Below are 21817 nucleotides of genomic sequence, written 5' to 3'. Positions count from 1 at the left end.
CGCGAAGCTCCGGGGATGTAAGAGGGTTGGGTCAGGCGAGTTCAGGTTCGGGGGTCCGCTGCACGACAGGCTCCTGCCCGGCGAATTCGCGCAGCACGGCATCGCGCACGCGCGCGAAGGGAAGTCCGGCGCGTTCGCGCGGATGCGGCAGGTCCACCGGCAGGATGCGGCGGATGCGGCCGGGCCGGGGTTCCATCACCACCACGCGGTCGCCCAGGAAGACGGCTTCCTCGACGTCGTGGGTGACCAGGATCATGGTGATGCCCTCGGCCTGCCAGATGCGCTGCAGTTCCTGCTGCAGGTAGGCCCGCGTCATCGCGTCGAGCGCGCCGAAGGGCTCGTCGAGCAGCAGGATCTCGGGGCGCGTCACCAGTGCCCGCGCAATCGCCACGCGCTGCGACATGCCGCCAGAGAGCTGGTGCGGATAGGCCTGCTCGAAGCCGCGCAGGCCAACCAGCGCGATATGCTCGGCAACGTTGCGGTCTTTCTCCGCGTCGCTGCCCGGCGTGTTGAGCAGCGCCAGCCGGATGTTCTGTTCCACCGACAGCCATGGGAACAGGCGATGCTCCTGGAACACGATGCCGCGCTGCAGGCTGGTGCCCGATACGCGCTTGCCGTCCAGCAGGATCTTGCCGCGGTAGTCCTCTTCCAGGCCCACCACCAGCCGCAGCAGGGTGGACTTGCCGCAGCCGCTGGCGCCGACGATGCTGACGAACTCTCCCGGGGCGATGGTCAGGGTGATGTCCTCGAGCACGGGCAGCGCCCGGCCCTCGACTTCGTACTGCTTGTGCAGGTGCGCGATGCTTAGCGTGCCGGCATGTGGCATTTGCGGTCTCCGTTCAATAAGGTGCAGCGTGGCTCAGCCCGCTGCCACCGAGCGCCCGCGCCAGGCGAGCAGGCGCGATTCGATGCGGCTGGCAATCCAGTTCAGCGTGAAGCCGACCAGGCCGACCACGATCACGCCGAAGATCACCAGGTCCATCCAGAAGTTCTCGCGGCCGTCGGTCATGGTGTTGCCGATGCCCTTGCCGGATACCAGCAGGTACTCGGCGCCGAGCGTGGCCAGCCACGCATAGATCAGCCCCAGGTGGATGCCGGCGAAGATCGACGGCGCCGCCGACGGCAGCACCACGCGCCACAGCACCTGGGTGCGGCTGAATCGCAGGACGCGTGCAACCTCGAGCAGGTCCGCCGGCACGGCGCGGATGCCTTCGAAGGTGTTCAGCACCACCGGGAAGAATGCGGCCAGCGACAGGAACACCACCTTGGCGGCATCGCCCAGCCCGAACCAGACCGAGATCAGCGGGATCCATGCAAACAGCGAGATCTGCTTGACCGTGTGAAAGCTCGGACCGACCATGCGTTCGAACAGGCGCGACAGGCCCAGCGCCGTGCCGAACACCAGCCCGGCGCTGGCGCCGATGGCAAAGCCGGCCAGGTCGCGCCACAGGCTGGCGGCCAATGCCGTGGCCAGCGCGCCGCTCTGCAGCTGGCGCACCGCGGTGTCCCAGACGCTGGATACCGGCACCAGCAGCGGCGAAGTGGTCCAGCCAAAGCGCACGGCGGCCCACCACAGCGCGAGCAGCGCGAGCGGCAGCACCCAGCCGCGCAAGGCGCGGTGCAGGCGAATACGGGGGCGGATAGCGGACGTGGTCATCGCGGCCTCGCCTCAGAAGCCCGGCTTGCGCCAGCGCAGCACCGCGCCTTCGGCCAGCGCCAGCGTCTTGTCCAGCGCAAAGCCCACCACGCCCACCACCACCACGGCGGCCAGCACCATGTCGAGCTGGAACAGCTGGCGCCCGTAGACGATCATGTAGCCCAGCCCCTCGGACGAGGCCAGCAGCTCCACCACCACCAGCGCCAGCCACGCGTGCGTGAGGCCGTAGCGCACGCCGTTCCACACCGGCGCGGCCGCGGCGGGCAGCACCACGCGCGACAGCGTCTGCCAGCGCGTGAGCTGCAGCACCCGCGCCACTTCCAGGTAGCGGGTCGGCACGCTGCCGATGCCCTTGTACGTGTTCAGCGCCACCGGCACGAAGGCGGCCTTGGCGATCAGGATCACCTTGAGCGCTTCGTCGATGCCGACCAGCAGCATCAGCAGCGGCAGCCAGCCCAGCACCGGCACCTGGCTGAACGCCTTGAAGGTCGGGTAGACGTAGTCGCGCAACGTCGGCGACAGGCCCATGGCCGCGCCCAGCGCCAGGCCGCCGGCCAGCCCCACGGCGAAGCCGCCGGCCACGCGCAGCGCGCTGATGGCCAGGTTGGCCTGCAGTTCCCCGCTTTGCCAGAGGTCGGCCAGCGTGCGTGCGACGTCTTCGGGTGCGGGCAGCACCTGCGGCGGAATCCAGGCATTGCGGGCGGCCACGTACCAGACCAGCAGCAGCGCCAGCGGCACCGGCCAGGCCAGCAGCCAGCGTGTGGCATCCCGCCAGCGCAGTGGCTTGCGTGAGGAAGGCGCGCGCGGTGCTGCTGCGGCGGGCAGTGAAAGCGATTCGGCGACGGACATGGTGTCAGGCTCCCAGGATCTTGCCGTTGGGCTGGTAGACGGGCCAGTAGCTCTGCAGGCTCAGGTCGTTGAGTGCGGCCTTCAGGAAGCGCTGGTCGATCCACTGGTCCACGTCAAAGCGCGTACGGCTCAGCTTGAAGCGATAGGCCTGCTCGACCGCATCCTTGTAGCGGCTGACCAGGAAGGGATCGAAATTCGGGTTCAGCCGCACCCGCAGCGGCTCGCCGTCGAAGTCCTCCTTCCAGTGGTCATAAGGCGTACCCGCGCGCGCCCAGGTGCGCAGCACCTCCTCGCGATGGCTCTCGTCCGAGGCCCACCGCGCCGCCTCGACCGCGGCCTTCACCAGGTGCTGCGTGGCTTCCGGATAGCGCCCGGCGAAATCGTCGCTCACCAGCACGTGGCTTTGCCGTGTGTAGATCGGCGACTGGTTCTTGCTGGAGTACAGGATGCGCACCGCGCCCTTATCGCGCAGGCGCAGGATGTCCATGGCGCCGATGGCGGCGTCGATGTCGCGCGTGGACAGCGCCGCCAGGTAGCCGGCCGTGTCCAGGTTGAGCAGGCGCAGGTCCTTGTCCGACAGCCCGTTCGCTTCCAGCAGGCGCAGCGCCGGCAGATGCATGTTGGTGCCCTTGAACAGCGACACGCGCTTGCCGCGCAGGTCGCTGACCGTCTTCAGCGGCGAATCGGGCGGCACCCCCACGTAGATGTTGGCGCGCACTCCAGTGGCCAGCACCAGCCGCGTCTTCAGGCCCGCGGAGCGCGCCACGATGGACGGCAGGTCGCCCTGCAGCGCGAAGTCGAGCTGGCGGTTGGCCAGCGCCTCGTTGACGGCGGGGCCGGCGCCCTTGAAGAAGAACCACTCCACGCGCGTGCCGGTCGGCTTGAACGATTCCTCGAGCCAGCCGCGCGCATGGGCAATCGCCAGCGAACTGCCGGCAAAGCTGGGCGGGGTGCCGGTGGCGGGCTGGGCCACGCCGACGCGGATCACGTCGGGCCGCGCGGCCGGGCTGGCGCTGAACGCGGACAGCGGCGACAGCGACGCGGCCATGCCCAGCCCGGACCAGGCCGCGCAGCGCAGCAGCTCGCGGCGGGTCAGCGTGGGTGCGGCGGTGGCATCGGGGCGCGGGGTCATCATCATGCAGACCTTCTTGAAGTGGAGGACGGCTCCACGATAAGCGGCGCGGCGCGCGGACCTGAACGAATGATTCCGGCTTTGGTTATCGGCCCCGCGCATATGGCGCGCAGCGCGGCGTTGGCATATCGGCATGCATTCTTCTTCGTTGGCCGAGTGCCGGTGCTGTCCTACAGTCTGCGCATTTTGATCGCTACCAGACTGACCACGCCCTCACGATGAGCAATGACCTGACTTCCGGCCGCCGGCGCTTCCTGCAGCGCGGGGCGGTGCTGGGCGCCGCCGCGGCCGGCGCCGCCACTGCGGCGCGCGCTGAGCCCCTGACGGTTGCGCCGTGGACGCGCACGCCGGGCGAGCCCGTGCTGTGGCATGCCTACGGCCAGCCGTCCCCGTTCGAGAAAGACGTGGTGCGGCGCAGCCGCAGCGCGGCGCCGCTTCCCGGCGCCAACTCGTCGATGACGCCGCTGCAGGATCTGCGCGGCATCATCACGCCGACCGGGCTGGTGTTCGAGCGCCATCACGCCGGCATCCCGCTGATCGACCCGGCGCAGCACCGGCTGGCGGTGCACGGGCTGGTGGCGCGCCCGCGCATCTTCACCATGGACGACCTGGTGCGCCTGCCGTCGGTATCGCGCATCCATTTCCTGGAGTGCTCGGGCAACACCGGACGCGAGTGGAAGGCGCCCGGCGCCAAGTCCGTGCAGATCAGCCACGGTCTGCTGTCTTGCTGTGAGTGGACCGGCGTGCCGTTGTCCGTGGTGCTCGAGGAAGTCGGCGTGGCGCCGGATGCGGCCTGGGTGCTGGCCGAAGGCGCCGATGGCGCAGCCATGACGCGCAGCGTGCCGCTGGCCAAGGCGCTGGAAGATGCAGTGCTGGTCTATGCGCAGAACGGCGAGATGCTGCGGCCCGAGCATGGCTATCCGCTGCGGCTGTTCCTGCCGGGCTATGAGGGCAACATGTCCATCAAGTGGCTGCGGCGCCTGAAGCTGGGGCGCGCGCCGTTCATGTCGCGCGAAGAGACGTCGAAGTACACGGACTCCTTGCCCGACGGCAGCGCGCGGCAGTTCACCTTCCTGATGGACGTGAAGTCCGTGATCACCTTCCCCGCGCCGGATCACAGACTGCGTGAGCGCGGGTTCTATGAGATCTCGGGCCTGGCGTGGTCGGGCCATGGGCGCATCCGCCGCGTCGAGGTGTCGGTCGACGGTGGCCGCAGCTGGCGCGAGGCGCAGTTGCAGGAGCCGGTGCTGGACCGCGCGCTGGTGCGCTTCCGCCTGCCGTGGCGCTGGGATGGCGGGCCAGCTTCGCTGGAGAGCCGCGCTATCGACGAAGCCGGCAACGTCCAGCCCACGCCGGACCAGTTGGTGGCCGCGCGCGGCGTGGCTTCCACCTATCACTACAACGCGATCCAGCGCTGGCGCGTGGCCGCGGACGGGAGTATTGCCAATGCGCGCGCTTGAACGAATCAGTGGTGCTGCCGCCGCGCTGGCGCTGGCTTGCGCGGCCCAAACGGTCCTTGCGCAGACCTACGGCATAGGCCGCCCCGCCAGCGAGCGCGACCTTGCCGCGTGGAATATCGACGTGACCCCGGACGGCACGGGCCTGCCGCCGGGCAGCGGCACGGTCGCGCGTGGCCAGCAGGTCTATGCGCAGCACTGTGCCGCATGTCACGGCGTCAATGGCGAAGGCAAGCCGGCGGATGCGCTGGTGGGCGGGCAGGGCACGCTGAAGGACGCCGCCAGGGGCAAGGACCCGGTCAAGACCATCGGCAGCTTCTGGCCTTATGCGACCACGGTATTCGACTTCATCAACCGTGCCATGCCCTACAACGCGCCGCAGAGCCTGGCACCGGACGAGGTCTATGCCGTCACCGCGTGGCTGCTGCACAAGAACGGCATCCTGCCCGCGGATGCGGTGCTGGACGCGCGCACGCTGCCGCAGGTGAAGATGCCGAACCGCGATGGCTTTGTCGCCGACGCGCGCCCGGATACGGCCAACGTGCCGTGCCGCAGCGCTTGCCCCGGCAAGCCCTGATGGCTGGCAAATGTCGAGACATGGATATGCGATAAGCGGATAAGGGCCAGCAATATGATTCGTTGACGGTGCAATGGCCGGCTCTCTACAGTGCAAGCTTGTACGCGGCATCCCGGATGCCGTATCGGTTTCCCCCGTGCCAGAGCTTGCCATGACGACCGCAACCGCCCACGCCAGTGTTTCGCGCCAGCAGAGCGCGCCGCTTTCCACCGCATTGTCAGCAGACGCGGGCAACTTCGAGATCCGTCCGCTGGACGCGCCGCTGGGCGCGGAAGTGATCGGACTCGACTTGTCGCAGCCGCTGTCCGACGCGGATTTTGTCCGCATCCATCGCGCCCACCTCGACTACCACGTGGTGGTGTTCCGCGACCAGCAGATCACGCCCGTGCAGCAGATCGATTTCAGCCGCCGCTTCGGGCCGTTGCAGATCCACGTGCTGCACCAGTTCCAGCTGCCGGGCCATGCGGAAGTGCTGGTGGTGTCCAACGTGGTCGAGAACGGCAAGCCGATCGGGCTCGGCGATGCCGGCCACTTCTGGCATTCGGACCTGTCGTACAAGGAAAAGCCCAGCCTCGGTTCGCTGCTGCATGCGCGCGAGCTGCCCGCCGAAGGCGGCGACACGCTGTTCGCCAACATGCATCTGGCCTGGGACACGCTGCCGTCGGCGCTGCAACGCGCCGTCGATGGCCTGCACGCCGAGCACACCTACCTGGCGCGCTATGCCGAGTTGCAGCAGCGCAGCCCGTGGCGGCCCGACCTGACGCCGGAGCAGATCGCGCAGGTCAGGCCGGTGCTGCAGCCGGTGGTGCGCACCCATCCGGAGACAGGGCGCAAGGCGCTCTTTGTCAGCGAGCACTTCACCACCCGCATCGTCGGCCTGCCCGAGCAGGAAAGCCGCGACCTGCTGGACCAGTTGTTCGCGCACAGCGTCAAGCCCGCCCACATCTACCGCCACCAGTGGCAGCCACATGACCTGGTGTTCTGGGACAACCGCTCGCTGCTGCATCTTGCCGCGGGCTGTCCGCCGGAACAGCGGCGCGTGATGTACCGCACCACCATCGAAGGCGACGTGCCGCGCTGAAGGCGGCAACGGTGTCGCAAGTCATCCCAGGGCGCTCGCAGCGGCGAGCGCCAATCCACTGTATTCCCCGGAGTTCTGTCATGTTTTCTCGTTTTTCCCGCAAGCTCGGCCTGCTGGCGCTGAGCGCCGGCCTGGCCATCACCGGCAACGCGCACGCCGAAGGCAAGCTGCGCATCGCCGAGCAGTTTGGCGTGGTCTACCTGCTGCTCAACGTGGCGCGCGACCAGCAGCTGATTGAAAAGCACGGCAAGCAGCAGGGTGTCGACATCAAGGTCGAATGGACGCAACTGTCGGGCGGCGCCGCGGTCAATGACGCGCTGCTGTCCGGTGCCATCGATATCGCCGGCGCCGGCGTGGGCCCGCTGCTGACGCTGTGGGACCGCACCCACGGCAAGCAGAACGTGCGGGGCGTGGCATCGCTGGGCAACTTCCCGTACTACCTGGTCAGCAACAACCCCAAGGTGAAGTCGATTGCCGACTTCACCGAGAAGGACCGCATCGCGCTGCCGGCGGTGGGCGTTTCGGTGCAGTCGCGCGTGCTGCAACTGGCTGCGGCCAGGCAATGGGGCGACAAGGAATACAACCGCCTCGACAAGTGGACCGTGGCGGTGCCGCACCCGGATGCCGCCGCGGCGATCATTTCCGGCGGCACCGAGATCACCGGCCACTTCGGCAATCCGCCGTTCCAGGAGCAGGAACTGGCGGGCAACCCCAACGCGCGTATCGTGCTGAATTCGTATGACGTGCTGGGCGGTCCGAGTTCTTCCACGGTGCTGTACGCGACCGAGAAGTTCCGCAGCGACAACCCCAAGACCTATCGCGCCTTCGTCGATGCGCTGGCCGAGGCCGCGGCCTTCGCCACCGCCAATCCGGAAGCGGCCGCCGACATCTACCTGCGGCAGAGCAAGGCCAAAACCGACCGCGCGCTGCTGCTGCGCGTGCTGAAGAATCCGCAGGTGCAGTTCCGCGTGGCGCCGCAGAACACCTTTGCGCTGGCCGCTTTCATGCACCGCGTTGGCGCGATCCGCAACCAGCCCAAGTCCTGGCAGGACTACTTCTTCCAGGACCCGGTCACCGCGCAGGGGAGCTGAGCATGGCCACCCATAACCTGCGCGTGGTGTCGGAGCGCGCCACGCCGTTGCTGCAGGTCGATGGCGTGTCGCTGGAATACCGGACGCCCGAGCGCATCGTGCGCGCCACCCATCGTGTCAGCTTCGACGTGCATGCCGGCGACCGCTTCGTGCTGCTGGGCCCGTCCGGCTGCGGCAAGTCCACGCTGCTGAAGGCGGTTGCCGGGTTCGTTCCGCCCAGCGAGGGCGAGATCCGGCTTGAAGGCCGGCGTGTGCTGCAGCCCGGCCCGGACCGCATCGTGGTGTTCCAGGAGTTCGACCAGCTGCCGCCGTGGCAGACGGTGGCGCAGAACGTGATGTTCCCGCTGCGGCAGGCGCGCAAGCTGTCGCGGGCGGAGGCGCGCGAGCTGGCGCTGGACAGCCTGGACAAGGTGGGGCTGGCCGGTTTTGCCGATGCCTATCCGCATACGCTGTCGGGCGGCATGAAGCAGCGCGTGGCGATCGCGCGCGCGCTGGCGATGCGCCCCAAGGTGCTGCTGATGGACGAGCCCTTTGCCGCGCTGGACGCGCTCACGCGCCGGCGCATGCAGGAAGAGCTGCTGGCGCTGTGGGACGACGCGGCCTTCACGCTGCTGTTTGTCACGCATTCGATCGAAGAGGCGCTGGTGGTGGGCAGCCGCATCCTGCTGCTGTCGCCGCACCCGGGCCGCGTGCGCGCGGAACTCAACAGCCACCAGTTCAGCCTGGCCAGCCAGGGCGGCGCCGAATTCCAGGCCGCCGCGCAACGCATCCATACCTTGCTGTTCGACGAGCCCGCCGCCGAGGCCGCGCCGCGTGCGCGCAGCGCGGCGGGCCGCTGAACCGGGACATCGCATCATGACGCAACCGACACTGACACTGGCCAACACGCTTCGGCCCGAATACGAACGCGAGCCTGAACCCTTCACCGAAGCCCCGCTTGCGCGCGCGCTGCCGTGGCACCAGCGCCTGTGGCAACACGGCTGGCTGCGCAAGGCGGTGATCCTGCTGGCGCTGGGGCTGATCTGGGAGCTGGTGGCGCGCGTGCAGGACAACGACCTGCTGCTGCCGTCATGCCTGGCCACGATGCGCGCCTTCGGCGACGCGGTGGCCAGCGGCGAGCTGCCGGGCAAGGCGGCGATTTCGCTGTCGGTGCTGCTGCGCGGCTATGCGGCCGGCATCGTGCTGGCGTTCGTGCTGACCTCGCTGGCGGTGTCCACGCGCTTCGGGCGCGATGTGCTGGACACGCTCACCGCCATGTTCAATCCGCTGCCGGCGATCGCGCTATTGCCGCTGGCGCTGCTGTGGTTCGGGCTGGGCACCAAAAGCCTGGTCTTCGTGCTGGTCCATTCGGTGCTGTGGCCGCTGGCGCTGAACATGTACGCGGGCTTCCGGGCGGTGCCGCCGACGCTGCGCATGGCGGGCCGCAACTACGGCCTGCGCGGGCTGCGCTATGTCGCGCTGGTGCTGGTGCCGGCGGCGCTGCCGGCGATCCTGTCGGGCCTGAAGATCGGCTGGGCCTTTGCGTGGCGCACGCTGATCGCGGCCGAGCTGGTGTTCGGCGCGTCGTCGGGGCAGGGCGGGCTGGGCTGGTTTATCTTCCAGAACCGCAATGAGCTCTACACCGACCGCGTTTTTGCAGGGCTGGCCGCGGTGATTCTGATCGGACTGCTGGTGGAGGGACTGGTGTTCACCACGCTGGAACGGCTGACGGTGCGCCGCTGGGGCATGCAGCAGTAGCCGCCCGCTTGCCCCGTGCCGGCATGGGGCGTAGGCTACGCCTCCGGTACGCAACCGGAGCCCGCCCATGACCGCCATCCACCAGGCCGCCGCACAGGGATTCGCCAGCCAGGCCGATACCTACGCGCGCGGACGCCCCGAATATCCCGCTGAAATCGACGCCTGGCTGCGCGGCACGCTGGGTCTGCGCGCCGGCCGCACCGTGCTGGACCTGGGCGCTGGCACCGGCAAGTTCACGCGCCGGCTGGCGGAGACCGGCACGACGGTGATCGCAGTCGAACCGGTGGCGCAGATGCGCGCTCAGCTGGCCGTGGCGCTGCCGTCGGTACAGGCGCTGGAAGGCAGTGCCGAGGCCATTCCGCTGGCCGATGCCAGCGTCGATGCCGTGGTCTGCGCGCAGGCCTTCCACTGGTTTGCCAATGCGGGCGCGATGGCGGAAATCGGCCGCGTGCTGCGCCCTGGCGGCCGGCTCGGGTTGGTATGGAACGTGCGCGATGAAAGCGTGGACTGGGTGGCGCAGCTGACAGCCATCATGACGCCGTATGAAGGCGACGCGCCGCGTTTCTACAGGGGTGACTGGAAGCGGGTCTTTCCCGCCGAGGGCTTTGGGCCGCTGGCGCTGCAGTGCCTGCCCTACACGCATGTGGGGGCGCCGCAGCAGGTGATCGTGGACCGGGTGATGTCGGTGAGCTTCATTGCCGCGCTGCCGGCGGCGGAGCAGGCCCGCGTGCGCGCACGGCTGCAGGCGGTCATCGACGGGCATCCCGCGCTGGCGGGCCGTGCCGAGGTTGCCTTCCCTTATCGCACCGAGGCCTATTGCTGCGAACGGCTGGCCTGACGCTACATCGTCGCCTGCCGCACCCAGAATGCGGCGCCGTAGCGCGCAATGGCGCCGGGCTCGGCTTCCCGGGCCGCCGCGGCAGGCTGGCTGGCACGGATGCCCGCCTCGATCTGGTCCCAGATGGCCAGCATGGCGACGACCTTGGGCAGTGCGGTCACGCCCGTGGATGTCGGCAGCCAGTCCGGGCTGCAAGTGCTGAACAGCGGCTTGCCGAGCGCGGCCTCGAGGCCGCGGATGTGGTAGTACAGCCGTTGCGGATGGATGCGCAGCGCTTGCGCGGCGCGGACGGCATCACGGTGCTGCATCACTGCGACATAGGCGCGCAACGACAGGAAGCTGACGCGCCGGTTGCTGGATGGGTAAGCCATGGCTGGGCCGTGGCCGGGGCATGCTTGGCAGTTGACTGAAAGCACGGTGCCCGGCGAATCGAAAGGAAATCGATCGTAGCGGGACGCAGGCAGGCTGGAGGGTGCGGTTTTCCGAAATGATCCGGGGAAATTTCTGCAATGTGGGGTGGCGTGCGCCGGGCTCAGTGCATTGGCAAATGGCCGATCGCGGTCAGTGCCTGCACCACCTCGGGCGACAGGCGGCGTTCCCTGCATGGCACGCCCGCGGTCTCGAGCGTGGTCCACAGGTCTGCGTCGCCGGTGACGATACGCTGCCGCAGGTGGGCCAGGTATGTGTACTCCGCGGAAGTCAGCGGGCGCGGGGCACTACGCAGGTCATCCAGGATGGCGCCAAGCGAGAGAGCGGGAACGGTCATACCAGGGTCGGGAAAAGCACGGCGGTGAGACATTGCAGCGAGGGTACGGAAAGCAGCGCAGGGATTGCGCGAAGGTCAGCAACACATGATTTTATCCACCCCGTGCAGCGGCTGCTGAATCAAAAGCAGGTAACTTTCCCTCTAATTCCGCTTGCAAAGCCGGGAGTGGCGAGTACGCGCAAGCAATGTGGCGCATGCGGTAGCCGAGGGGGCGGCGAAGGCGCTTTGGCAGTGGCCCGGGCGGCGGCAGAGGCCGGCCACGGTGTTGCAGAAAAACGCCAGCGCGCCGGGCGGATACGTGGACGCATGCGGCATCTGTTGCGCGAGCTCGCCGCACGTGTGCCGGGTCATTGACACGGAGCAGGGCGGATTGACAAGCCGGGGTGCGTTCTATACGTTGGCGCATCGTTCCGTCATCCGGTCCAGCCAGGATCGCCGCCGTCCGCCATGCCACGCAAAGCCGCACAGGTTTCAGAAGCCGACAAGCACGCCGCCGCGGGCGGCGCCATCGCCGTGGACCGGGCGCTGTTCGTGCTGTCGGTGTTCCGTCTCGGCGATACCGCGCTGGGGCTGGCCGAGCTGGCGCAACGCAGCGGCCTGTACAAGAGCACGCTGCTGCGCTTGCTGGCCTCGCTTGAGCACGCCGGGCTGGTGCGGCGCCAGTCCGACGGGCGCTATGGCCTGGGCCCCGAGGTGGCGCGGCTCAATGCCGTCTACGCCGCGTCGTTCTCATTGGAGGCGGTGGTGATGCCGGCGCTGCGCGAGCTGGTGCGCATCACGCGTGAAAGCGCGGCCTTCCATGTCGAGCAGGGCGAGCACCGGCTGTGCCTGTACCGCGTCGATTCGCCGCAGCCGGTGCGAGACCATGTCCGCGCCGGCGAACTGCTGCCGCGCGACCGGGGCGCCGGCGCGCGCGTGCTGCGCGCCTTTGCCGGCGAGTCCGGCACGCTCTACGAGCGCATCCGGCACGAGGGCGTGGCGGCACTGGTGGGCGACCGCAGCCCCGATCTTGCCGGGGTGTCGGCGCCGGTATTCGGTCCCGGCGATGTGCTGTGCGGCGCGCTGACGCTGACCTGCCCGGCCTCGCGCTACCGTGAAGACTTCCGCGTCGATGTGCTGCATGCGGCGCGCGCGCTGACCCAGGCGCTGGGCGGCACCTTTCCGGACAGCATTGCGGACAATGCCTCCGCGGGCTGAGCCGCCGGGCTTGCGTGTGCAGCCGGCCCGACCCGGCTTGTCGGGGGTGCCACGCGCCTGCATGCGCGGGCTATCATGCGGCTGGCATTGAAAACAACGCATGTCACATTTTGTGAAAACAAGTGCGAGAGATGCCTGCGTCGCGCCCCTGTGGCCTGATGCCCGCCGCTCGATATGACGGCGCGGCAGACGGCATCCTTGAGGAAATCCCCGTGCACCTGGACCAGCAGACCATTGCGGTGGTGATGATGGTGTTTTTTTGCAGCACGCTGATTATTGCGGCGGGGCTGGTGTTCGCGCTGCGCGCGAGCGAGGCGGGGCGGCTGTGGGCGTTCGGGCACGTACTGGTGTCGGCCGCGGGCCTGGCGCTGGCCATCAGCGCGGCCAGCGGCACCGGCCAGCTGGGCACGCTGGGAGCGTTGGCGTTCGTGGCTGGCTGGTTGCTGATCTACCGCGGCGTGCGGGTCTATTACGGCGTGCCGGCCCATCCCGCGGCGCTGGCCGCCGCGGGCGTGATCGGGCTTGGCCTGACCGCGGCCACCAGCGGCATGCCCGACGGGCAGCAGGTGGTGCTGCGCATCGTCTACGGCCTGCTGGCGCTGGTCTCGCTGGCCACCTTTGCCACGCTGGCGCGTGCCGGGCGCGGGCGCCGCAGCATCGGCGCGCCGCTGGTGCTGGTGGCCAGCCTGGTGCATCTGGCCACGCAGCTGGCCGGCTTCAGCCATGCCATGAACCTGCCCGTGGCGGGCGGTGCGGGCGCCGCGCCGCTGACGCTGTTCTTTGCCGGCCCGGCCGGTTCGGCCTGGCTGCTGGCGCCGCTGATGGCCACGCTGCTGGGCCTGTTCGGCTTCACCGTGATGGCGATGGAGCAGATCGTCGCGCACAACGAAAGCGGCGCGCGCGTGGATGCCCTGACCGGGCTGCTCAACCGCGGGGCGCTGGAGATGTCGGCACTGTCGCTGGTGGCGCGCTGGCAGCGCGACGGGCAGGCGCTGTCCTGCCTGGTGATCGACATCGATTATTTCAAGCAGGTCAACGATACCTTCGGCCATCACGCTGGCGACGCCGTGCTGCGCGAAGTCGCGCATGCGCTGGACAACTCGCGCCGCGCCTCGGATGTGGCCGGGCGCTACGGTGGCGAAGAGTTCTGCATCCTGTGCCCGCATACCGACGAGCAGCAGGCCTCGGCGCTGGCCAACCGGATCCTGCGCAAGGTGCGCGCGATTGAACTGCCCGCCGGGCGCGGCCATGCCAGCGTCAGCATTGGCGTGGCGCAGCTGCGCGGCGGCCCGGGCAGCAAGGAAGCGCTGTGGCGCCTGTTGTTTGCCGATGCCGACCGCGCCCTCTACCACGCCAAGGAACATGGGCGCGACCGCTATGTGCTGGCCTCGTCCATGGCGGCGCCGGCGGCCGCGAGCGCATCGCCCGCGCCGCTGCTGGAGCCAGAGCCCGAACTGGCCGGCTGACCCGGTTATGCCTGCCGGCCAGGCTCCGGCACGTCGCGCTGCGGCGTACCGTCATAGGTCCACAGGAACTGGCGCGGCATCGGGCCCTTGTTGCGCCCGCCCTCGCAGGTCTGCTCCCAGGCATGCGCCAGGATGCCGACCGAGCGCGACAGGCAGAACAGCCCCCGCGCCAGCGGTGCGGCAAAGCCCAGCTCGGCATAGATCACCGCGGTGGCGCCATCGATATTCATCGGGATGGGCTTGCCGCGGCCGGCACCCAGCGCCGCCTCGACCGCGCGCGCGATCCCCGCGTAGCGCCCGCTGACCACGCCATCGGCCGCGGCCTGGTCGACCAGCGCCAGCAGCCGTGGCGCACGCGGGTCGACCGGGTGGAAACGGTGGCCAAAGCCGGCAATGAACTTGCCGTGCAGGTCGCGGTAGTGCCGCAGCGCGGCGGTGACGGCGTCGTCCATGGCGCCGCCCGCATCCAGCCGCTGCGCCACGTCCTGGTACAGCGCCACCGCCTGTTCGCCGGCGCCGCCATGCACGTCGCCCAGCACGTTGACGGCGGAAGCCATGGCGTTGTTCAGCCCCACGCCGCAGGTGGCCGCCATGCGCGCGATGGCAATGCTGGGCGCCTGCGGGCCGTGGTCGACCGCGGCCATCAGCGCCGCGTCCAGCAGCTCGCCCTGCCCGGGGCCGGGCAGCTCGCCGCGCAGCATCAGCCAGATCATCTGCGCAAACGAGACCCGGCCGATCAGTTGTTCGATCGGGTAGCCGCGGTAGCGGATCTCGCCCGGGCGCATGTCGATGATGCCGGTGCGCCACCAGTCCTGCGACAGGCGCTGGCCCGGGTCCATGGCGTCATCCCGGGGCTGGCCGCTGGTTTCGATGCCGCTCATATCGCGCGCTCCTCGCTCAGTTGGTCGATGTCCGCATCGCTGTAGCCCAGGCTGGCCAGCACCTGCCGCGTATGCTGGCCCAGCTCCGGCGGCGGCGTGTCCACGGCCGGGGCCTCGCGGTTGAGCTTGAAGCCGGTGCGCACCACGCGGATATCGCGGCCCACGCCGGGCGCATCGGCAAACTCGCCGATCATGCCGCGCTCGCGCACCTGCGGATGCGCCAGCGTCTGTGGCACGTCCAGCACCGGGCCGGCGGGCACGCCGGCCTCGGTCAGCAGCGGCCACCATTCGGTGGCCGGCTTCTTCGCCAGCTCTGCTTCCAGCGCCTGTGTCAGTTCGCCCCGGTTGGCCAGGCGCGCCTGGCGCTGCGCGAAGCGCGGATCGGCGGCCAGCTCGCGGCGGCCCAGCACGCGGCACACGGCTTCAAACTGTTCCTGCTTGTTGGCGGCGATATTGAGCAGCCCGTCCGCGGTGCGGAAAGTGCCGGAAGGGCTGGCGGTCATGTTCTCGTTGCCCATCGGCGCCGGCACCTTGCCGGCGATCAGGTGGTTGGATACCACCCAGCCCATGGTGGCCAACGTGGCTTCCAGCATCGATACGTCGACGAAATAGCCTTCGGTGCGCTGGTGGTCCGCCAGCGCCGCCGACACCGCCAGCGCCGCGGTCAGCCCGCCGATGGTGTCCGAGACCGGATAGCCGACCCGCAACGGTGCGCTCTGCGCATCGCCGGTAATGCTCATCACGCCGGCCATGCCCTGGATGATCTGGTCATAGGCCGGCAGCCCGGCCAGCGGCCCGTCCTGGCCAAAGCCCGAGATCGCGCAGTAGATCAGGCGCGGGTTGTCCTGCTTCAGGGTCTCGTAGCCCAGCCCGAGCCGGTCCATCACGCCGGGGCGGAAGTTCTCCACCAGCACGTCGGCGCTTTGCACCAGCTTGCGGAACACCTCCTTGCCGCGCGCGTGCTTCAGGTTGAGCGTGACCGACTGCTTGCCTGGGTTCTGGGCCAGGAACGACACGCCCATCAGGCGCTGGTTCAGCTCGGCATCGGCGCCCAGCTGCCGGGCCAGGTCGCCGGTGCCGGGGGTTTCCACCTTGATGACTTCGGCGCCCAGGTGGGCAAGCTGGTGGCAGCAGAACGGCCCGGCCAGCACATTGGTCAGGTCGAGCACGCGGATATGGCGCAGTGGCTTTTTCATGTTCTGTACAACAGAATGACGATCTTTAACAGAGAACATGCGGAGGATAGGAGCCGCGTTTGGGCGTGTCAAGCCGGGCGCCTGGCCGGCACCTGCCATACAATGGCGCCCCGTCCGCGCGGCCCGCTGGCGCGCGGGCCTTTTTTAGTGGTGTCTTGCAGGAAACGGAATCAATGATGTCAAACGCATGCGGCCTGGACTTCGGCACGTCCAACTCAACGGTCGGCTGGAGCCATCCGGCGCGGCCGGCGGCGCTGCTGCCGCTGGAGGACGGCAGGGTGACGTTGCCCTCGGTGATCTTCTTCCACGCGGAGGATCCGCTGGTCAGCTATGGCCGCGCCGCGCTGGGCGATTACCTGGCCGGCTATGAAGGCCGGCTGATGCGTTCGCTCAAGAGCCTGCTTGGCACCTCGATGATGGACGACAGCACCGAGGTGATGGGCCAGGCGATGCCGTTCCGCAAGCTGCTGGCGCACTTCATCCGCGAGCTGAAGACGCGTGCCGAGCAGGCCGCCGGCGCGGAATTCTCGCGTGCGGTGCTGGGCCGCCCGGTGTTCTTCATCGACGAGAACCCGGCCGCCGACCAGCTCGCCGAAGACACCCTGGCCGAGATCGCGCGCGACGCGGGTTTCGGCGAGATCGCGTTCCAGTACGAGCCGATCGCCGCGGCCTTCGACTATGAGGCCCGGATCACGCGTGAGGAACTGGTGCTGGTGGCCGACATCGGCGGCGGCACCTCGGACTTCTCGCTGGTGCGCCTGTCGCCCGAGCGCGCCGCGCGCAGCGACCGGCGCGACGACATCCTGGCCAATGGCGGCGTGCATATCGGCGGCACTGATTTCGACCGCGCGCTCAGCCTGGCGCGTGCAATGCCGCTGCTGGGCCTGGGCAGCGCGCTGCGCAACGGCAAGGCGATGCCGTCCAGCCAGTATTTCGACCTGGCCAGCTGGCACACCATCAACCTGGTCTATACGCGCAAGGCGTGGTCGATGGTGATGGACAACTACCGCGACGCGGCCGATACGGTGAAGCTCGACCGCCTGGTGCGGCTGATCCGCGAGCGCGCCGGGCACTGGCTGGCGATCCAGGTGGAAGCCGCCAAGATCGCCTTGTCCGACGCCGGCAGCACCGACGTGGACCTGCACCGGCTGGAGCAGGGGCTGACGCTGACCATCACGCGCGACGAGTTCGATGCGTCGATCGACAAGCTGGTGGTGAAGACCGAGCAGACCGTGCAGAAGCTGCTGATGGATGCCGGCGTCGATGGCGCCGCGGTCGATACCATCTTTTTCACCGGCGGCTCCAGCAGCGTGCCGCTGCTGCGGCAGCGGCTGGCGGCGCTGTTGCCGCAAGCGCGTTGCGTGGAAGGGGACCGGTTCGGCAGCATCGGCAGCGGGCTGGCGCTGGATGCGGTGAGGAAGTTTGGGTGAGGGGCAGGCTGGCGTCTGAGCAGCCCAGCGGCCAGCTCAGACGTCAGCCGGCCTGCGTCCGCATATCGCGCAAGCCGTATTCGTCCCCCAGCGCCAGCCGTGCCGCCCGCAGCGCGCCGCGCGCGGCCGCCGCATCGCGCGCCAGCCGCATCAGCGCCGGCAGTTCCCACGGCGCGCGCAAGAGCCCGCCCAGCACCGCGCCGACATCCGTCTTGCCGTCTTCACCCATGCCTGCCGCCGCGGCAGCCGGAACCGCGCGGCTGGCCGGGTCGATCACCACGCGGCAGGCCGCGAACGGCAGCCGGCAAGCCGCCGCCATGCGCGCGGCGAGGTGCGATTCCATGTCGACGCAGAGCGCCCCCGTGGCCCGGTGCAGCATCTGCTTGGCGGCAACCGAAAGCACCGGCTGGTCCGCGCCGGCAAGTATCCCGACCCTGGCATGCGGCAGCGCCGCGTGCATCGCCCGGGTCCAGGTCATGTCGGTGTCGTAGCGTTCGCCGGCCGCGCATACCGAGTCCGCCAGCACGAGGGCGCCCGGCGCCAGCGCGGGATCCAGCCCGCCCGCCACGCCAAAGCTGAGGATGCCCATGCAGTGCCGGCTTGCCATCGCGGAAACGCCTTGTTCCAGTGCAAGTCCGCGCAGGCCGTGCACCACGCGGCAATGCGGACCGGCGGCGGTGCGCGCCTCGAACGCCATGCCGGTGACGACCAGCACGAACGGTGCCGTCACAGCCCCCACGGCACCTGGTGCGCGCCGCCGCGCTGCAGGTTGCGGTAGCGCGCCAGCGCCCACAGCGGGAAGTAGCGTGCATAGCCGTGATAGCGCAGGTAGAACACGCGCGGAAAGCCCACGGCGGTGAAGCGCGGCTCATGCCACAGGCCGCCGGATTGCTGCGTGCGCAGCAGGTAGTCGATGCCGCGCGCCACCGCGGCATGCTGCGCGGCGCCGGCTGCCATCAGCGCCAGCAGCGCCCACGCGGTCTGCGAGGCCACGCTCGGCGCGGGCTCGTAGCCGCGGTAGTCGAGCCGGTAGCTGCTGCCGTCCTCGCCCCAGCCGCCGTCGGCGTTCTGGATCTGCTCGAGCCACGCCACGGCGCGGCGCATCTCGGGGGCTTCCGGTGCCAGGCCCGTTGCGTTCAGCGCGCACAGCGCGCTCCAGGTGCCATAGATATAGTTGGTGCCCCAGCGGCCAAACCAGCTGCCGTCGGGCATCTGCTCGGCCAGCAGGTAGCGCAGGGCGCGCGCGGCGGGTTCGCTCTTGCCCGGCGTGGCGCCGATCTGGCACAGCATCGACAGGCAGCGCGCGGATACGTCCGCGGTGGGCGGGTCCAGCAGCGCGCCATGGTCGGCAAAGGGGATGTTGTTCAGGTAGAGATGCGTGTTCTCGGGCTCGAACGCGCCCCAGCCGCCGTCGCCGCCCTGCATGCCGACGATCCACTCGGCGGCGCGCGCCACGGCTTCGTCATAGCGGCCCGGCACATCGTGCGCGCGCATGTAGCGGTTCATCGCGGCGGCCACCACGGCGGTGTCGTCCACGTCCGGGTAATAGGCATTGGCGTACTGGAAGGCCCAGCCGCCGGGGCGCACCAGGGGGCGGCGCACGGCCCAGTCGCCGCGCACGTCCAGCACTTGCAGCGGCCTGAGCCAGTCCAGGCCGCGCCCGGCCGCGGCCGTCGCGCGCGCCTCGCCGGTTTCCAGCAGCGCGTGCGCGGCCAGCGCGGTATCCCACACCGGCGACAGGCAGGGCTGGCAATAGGCTTCGTCGCCGTGCTCGACCAGCAGCCGCTCGACGGATTGCCGCGCCAGCGCGCGTGCCGGATCGTCGGGCGGCACGCCCAGCACGTCGAACATCATCACGCTGTTGGCCATTGCCGGGAAGATGGCGCCCAGGCCGTCCTCGCCGTTGAGCCGCTCGCGCACGAAGGCCTGCGCCGCGGCAATGGCGCGCCGGCGCAGCGTGCGCGGGACGAGCGGCTCGGCCACGCGCAGCAGCGCGTCCAGGCCGCGGAACACCGTGTACCAGCCGGCGTGCTGGTGCGCCGCGCGCGGCGGCAGCCCCACCGTATGGCAGTTGCCGACGAACAGCTCATTGATGCCGACCCCGCGCGGGTTGCGCGCCTGCGGGCGCAGGCTGTTCAGCACCAGCAGCGGCACGATCACCGTGCGCGCCCAGTACGAGACCTTGGACAGGTGGAACGGAAACCACTGCGGCAGCAGCATGATCTCGACCGGCATCATCGGCACCGCCGACCATGGCATCACGCCGTACAGGGCCAGCAGCGTGCGCGTGAATACATTGCTGGCCTCGGCGCCGCCCAGCGCGTGGACGGCCCGGCGCGCGCGCTGCATATGCGCGGCCTGGGGGTCGTCGCCGGCCATCTTCAGCGCGAAATAGGCCTTTACGCTGGCGCTGACGTCGGAGCGGCCTTCATGGAACAGCGGCCAGCCGCCATCGGGATTCTGGATGCGGCGCAGGTAGCGGGCCAGGCGGGCTTCAAGCTCCAGGTCCGGGGCTTCGCCGAGGTAGTGCACCATCAGCACGTATTCGGCGGGAATGGTGGCGTCGGCTTCCAGTTCGTAGACCCAGTGGCCGTCGGGGCGCTGCTGGTGCAGCAGCGCGTCGATCGCGCGGCCGATGCCCTGGTCCAATGCCTGCGCGGCGTCGCGCGGCGCGGGGCTGTCCCCCGCGCTGGCCGGCGCGATCCGTGGCACTGCCGTGGCAAAGGCGGTCTCGTTCATCGACATGCAGACTCCTTGTGCCGGCGCACGGCGCGGCCGCGCCCGGCATGCATCGGGGGCAGCGCTCAGCCAATGGCGTGGCGCAGCAAGATCCAGAGCAATTGGGCGCGCGGCAGGCGCACGCGCTGGCGCGGCGCGCGCCAGCCCTGCGTGCGCAGCCGCGCCAGGATGCGGTGGTAGACCTCGGCCATGATGCGCGGCGAGCGCACCTGCCGCGACGGGCAGCGCGCCATGATGGCGTAGGCCTGGTCGTAGTGCGCCTGGGCCTCGCGCGCCACGGCCGCGCAGGCCTGGCCGACGGCGGGGTGGGCCACCACGGCCTGGGGCGTGTCCGCGCCGATGCCGGCCGCGGCCAGCGCTTCCGCCGGCAGGTAGAGCCGGCCGATGGCAGCGTCTTCGTCGATATCGCGCAGGATATTGGTCAGCTGCAGTGCGCGGCCCAGGTGGCGCGCGAGCGCGATGCCGCACGCTTCTTCCAGGCCGAACACGCGCACCGCCAGCCGGCCGACAGCGCTGGCGACGCGATCGCAATACAGGTCGAGGGTGGCCGCGTCGGGGGCGCGGATGTCCTGCACCACGTCCATGGTCATGCCGTCGATCACGGCGAGGAAATCCTGCTGCTGCAGGTCGAAGGCGCGGATCTGCGCGCTCAGCGGCTGCAGGGCGCGAGGCGGGTTGCCGGTGTAGCAGGCGGCGATGTCGTGGCGCCAGGCATCGAGTGCGGCAAGGCGCTCGGCGTGCGGTGCGTTGCCGTCGGCGATGTCGTCGACCGCGCGGCAGAACGCATAGATCTCGAACATGGCCTGGCGCTGCGCTGGCGGCAGGATGCGCAGCGCGGCATGGAAGGAACTGCCGGCCGAGGCCGCCGGGCCCGCCTGGCTGCCATGGTCGGCGGCGACAGGGGTGTCTTGCGTTGCGATTTGAGTACCGGCCACGTAACTCCTCGACACGCTGCATACCGTCCCGCACTGATCGCGCAGCATCCGTGCGCGCCCACTGGCGGGAGGGCGGTTGTGGGTCGGCAGATTATAGCAATTTCACTCGTCGCAAGACTGCCGCAGCGGCGGCCCCGGTGCCGGCGCGCCAATAAAAAAAGCCCCGCGCCGAAGCTGCGGGGCTTTCCTTCCGGCCGGTCCGCTGGACCGGCCCGGAATCCACCGGTATCAGAGGGCCTGAATCTTGGTGGCTTGCTCGCCCTTCTGGCCCATGGCCTTGACGTAGCGTACCTTCTGGCCTTCCTTCAACGACTTGAAGCCATTGCCTTCGATTGCGGAGAAGTGCGCGAACAGATCGTTGCCGCCTTCATCCGGCGTGATGAAGCCGAAGCCCTTGGCGTCGTTGAACCACTTAACGGTACCGGTTTCCATATCTATCTCAACCTTGAATTTCAAAATGAGCGAAAACGCTCGTTATACACCGTGTGCAACGCACCCAGCGGATCCTTTTTATGTTCCCCGCCAGCGCATTCCATATGACTTCGATATGTCGCTGTCGTGACAACCGAAAACGTCACGGAACGACAACACCAAAAGACACACCGCATGGGCGCTGCACAAGTGGGAATCATTCTGCCGAATTTTCCCGGCGTGTCAATCAGGCTAAGCGCCTAATCATGATGAGAGGTTCCGATAGGAGATATTAGCGTTTTCTACTTCAGCTTCAGTTCAGTGAATTCCCTGATTTTTTTATCGCGGGTTTGGTTGTGCGTGCACCGCCAGCGAGC

22 protein-coding genes are annotated in these 21817 nt (G+C 69.1%); 10 read left to right on the top strand and 12 right to left on the bottom strand.

What is annotated here, in order from left to right; translation table 11 throughout:
- Positions 1–31 precede the first annotated feature (31 nt).
- From AC3WRR_RS19150 to AC3WRR_RS19135, 4 genes are read right to left on the bottom strand one after another with little or no spacing between them, the layout of a single operon-like run.
- Positions 32–826, bottom strand: coding sequence for an ABC transporter ATP-binding protein (locus AC3WRR_RS19150; RefSeq protein ID WP_010810910.1), 795 nt, complete (start codon positions 824–826; stop codon positions 32–34).
- Between the two features lie 33 nt (positions 827–859).
- Positions 860–1657, bottom strand: coding sequence for an ABC transporter permease (locus AC3WRR_RS19145; RefSeq protein WP_011617726.1), 798 nt, complete (start codon positions 1655–1657; stop codon positions 860–862).
- A 12-nt stretch (positions 1658–1669) separates the two neighbouring features.
- Entirely contained in the window at positions 1670–2506 is an 837-nt protein-coding gene (locus tag AC3WRR_RS19140) for an ABC transporter permease (RefSeq protein ID WP_492297835.1), read from the bottom strand.
- A 4-nt stretch (positions 2507–2510) separates the two neighbouring features.
- Positions 2511–3641 carry an ABC transporter substrate-binding protein gene (locus AC3WRR_RS19135; RefSeq protein WP_492297845.1) on the bottom strand — a complete coding sequence of 377 codons (1131 nt, stop codon included), beginning with the start codon at positions 3639–3641 and terminating at the stop codon, positions 2511–2513.
- A gap of 215 nt (positions 3642–3856) precedes the next feature.
- On the opposite strand from AC3WRR_RS19135, the gene soxC reads away from it, so the two are divergent.
- From soxC to AC3WRR_RS19100, 7 genes are all read left to right on the top strand, one after another.
- A complete protein-coding gene (soxC, locus tag AC3WRR_RS19130) occupies positions 3857–5098 on the top strand; it encodes a sulfite dehydrogenase (protein WP_492297833.1) in 1242 nt (413 codons plus the stop codon).
- Positions 5085–5672 carry a c-type cytochrome gene (locus tag AC3WRR_RS19125; protein WP_439669375.1) on the top strand — a complete coding sequence of 196 codons (588 nt, stop codon included), beginning with the start codon at positions 5085–5087 and terminating at the stop codon, positions 5670–5672. The genes soxC and AC3WRR_RS19125 overlap by 14 nt, the downstream gene beginning before the upstream one ends.
- A 151-nt stretch (positions 5673–5823) precedes the next feature.
- Positions 5824–6753 carry a TauD/TfdA dioxygenase family protein gene (locus tag AC3WRR_RS19120; RefSeq protein WP_492297831.1) on the top strand — a complete coding sequence of 310 codons (930 nt, stop codon included), beginning with the start codon at positions 5824–5826 and terminating at the stop codon, positions 6751–6753.
- An 80-nt stretch (positions 6754–6833) separates the two neighbouring features.
- The gene (locus AC3WRR_RS19115; protein WP_010810917.1) at positions 6834–7844 is read left to right on the top strand and encodes an ABC transporter substrate-binding protein; all 1011 of its coding nucleotides are present in this window, start codon (positions 6834–6836) and stop codon (positions 7842–7844) included.
- Between the two features lie 2 nt (positions 7845–7846).
- A complete protein-coding gene (locus AC3WRR_RS19110) occupies positions 7847–8683 on the top strand; it encodes an ABC transporter ATP-binding protein (RefSeq protein ID WP_439672125.1) in 837 nt (278 codons plus the stop codon).
- Positions 8684–8699: 16 nt separating this feature from the next.
- Positions 8700–9581, top strand: a complete 882-nt coding sequence (locus AC3WRR_RS19105; RefSeq protein ID WP_492297828.1) for an ABC transporter permease — start codon at positions 8700–8702, stop codon at positions 9579–9581.
- A gap of 67 nt (positions 9582–9648) precedes the next feature.
- Positions 9649–10419, top strand: a complete 771-nt coding sequence (locus tag AC3WRR_RS19100; protein ID WP_492294121.1) for a class I SAM-dependent methyltransferase — start codon at positions 9649–9651, stop codon at positions 10417–10419.
- 2 nt (positions 10420–10421) lie between these two features.
- Here AC3WRR_RS19100 and AC3WRR_RS19095 read toward each other — a convergent pair whose 3' ends face one another.
- Positions 10422–10790, bottom strand: coding sequence for a helix-turn-helix domain-containing protein (locus AC3WRR_RS19095; protein WP_010810921.1), 369 nt, complete (start codon positions 10788–10790; stop codon positions 10422–10424).
- A 161-nt stretch (positions 10791–10951) separates the two neighbouring features.
- Positions 10952–11185 (bottom strand): hypothetical protein, encoded by a 234-nt coding sequence (locus AC3WRR_RS19090; RefSeq protein WP_010810922.1) that lies wholly within the window; start codon positions 11183–11185, stop codon positions 10952–10954.
- Between the two features lie 447 nt (positions 11186–11632).
- Between AC3WRR_RS19090 and AC3WRR_RS19085 the strand changes: the two genes are divergently transcribed.
- Both AC3WRR_RS19085 and AC3WRR_RS19080 read left to right on the top strand, forming a co-directional pair.
- Positions 11633–12382, top strand: a complete 750-nt coding sequence (locus AC3WRR_RS19085; protein WP_011617719.1) for an IclR family transcriptional regulator — start codon at positions 11633–11635, stop codon at positions 12380–12382.
- 212 nt (positions 12383–12594) lie between these two features.
- Complete coding sequence (locus tag AC3WRR_RS19080) at positions 12595–13848, top strand: GGDEF domain-containing protein (RefSeq protein ID WP_492297844.1); 1254 nt, start codon at positions 12595–12597, stop codon at positions 13846–13848.
- Positions 13849–13853: 5 nt separating this feature from the next.
- Here AC3WRR_RS19080 and AC3WRR_RS19075 read toward each other — a convergent pair whose 3' ends face one another.
- Positions 13854–14729: a citryl-CoA lyase gene (locus tag AC3WRR_RS19075; RefSeq protein ID WP_010810925.1), complete on the bottom strand. Its 876-nt coding sequence runs from the start codon at positions 14727–14729 to the stop codon at positions 13854–13856.
- On the bottom strand, positions 14726–15925 hold the full coding sequence (locus tag AC3WRR_RS19070; protein ID WP_492297826.1) for a CaiB/BaiF CoA transferase family protein: 1200 nt from the start codon (positions 15923–15925) through the stop codon (positions 14726–14728). Before AC3WRR_RS19070 ends, AC3WRR_RS19075 begins: the two co-directional genes overlap by 4 nt.
- Before the next feature lie 173 nt (positions 15926–16098).
- Between AC3WRR_RS19070 and AC3WRR_RS19065 the strand changes: the two genes are divergently transcribed.
- A complete protein-coding gene (locus AC3WRR_RS19065; RefSeq protein ID WP_492297824.1) occupies positions 16099–17355 on the top strand; it encodes an Hsp70 family protein in 1257 nt (418 codons plus the stop codon).
- Between the two features lie 43 nt (positions 17356–17398).
- Here the strand turns inward: AC3WRR_RS19065 and AC3WRR_RS19060 are convergent, their stop codons facing one another.
- The 4 genes from AC3WRR_RS19060 to AC3WRR_RS19045 form a co-directional block, all read right to left on the bottom strand.
- A complete protein-coding gene (locus tag AC3WRR_RS19060) occupies positions 17399–18085 on the bottom strand; it encodes a phosphorylase (RefSeq protein ID WP_010810928.1) in 687 nt (228 codons plus the stop codon).
- The gene (shc, locus tag AC3WRR_RS19055; protein WP_492297822.1) at positions 18082–20100 is read right to left on the bottom strand and encodes a squalene--hopene cyclase; all 2019 of its coding nucleotides are present in this window, start codon (positions 20098–20100) and stop codon (positions 18082–18084) included. Before shc ends, AC3WRR_RS19060 begins: the two co-directional genes overlap by 4 nt.
- A 59-nt stretch (positions 20101–20159) precedes the next feature.
- On the bottom strand, positions 20160–21029 hold the full coding sequence (gene hpnD / locus AC3WRR_RS19050) for a presqualene diphosphate synthase HpnD (RefSeq protein ID WP_492297820.1): 870 nt from the start codon (positions 21027–21029) through the stop codon (positions 20160–20162).
- A 228-nt stretch (positions 21030–21257) separates the two neighbouring features.
- Positions 21258–21461: a cold-shock protein gene (locus tag AC3WRR_RS19045; protein WP_010810931.1), complete on the bottom strand. Its 204-nt coding sequence runs from the start codon at positions 21459–21461 to the stop codon at positions 21258–21260.
- Between the last annotated feature and the right edge of the window lie 356 nt (positions 21462–21817).

Source organism: Cupriavidus sp. FW305-3-2-15-C-LB2, assembly GCF_058787575.1.
This window is presented reverse-complemented; position numbering and strand designations above follow the sequence as displayed.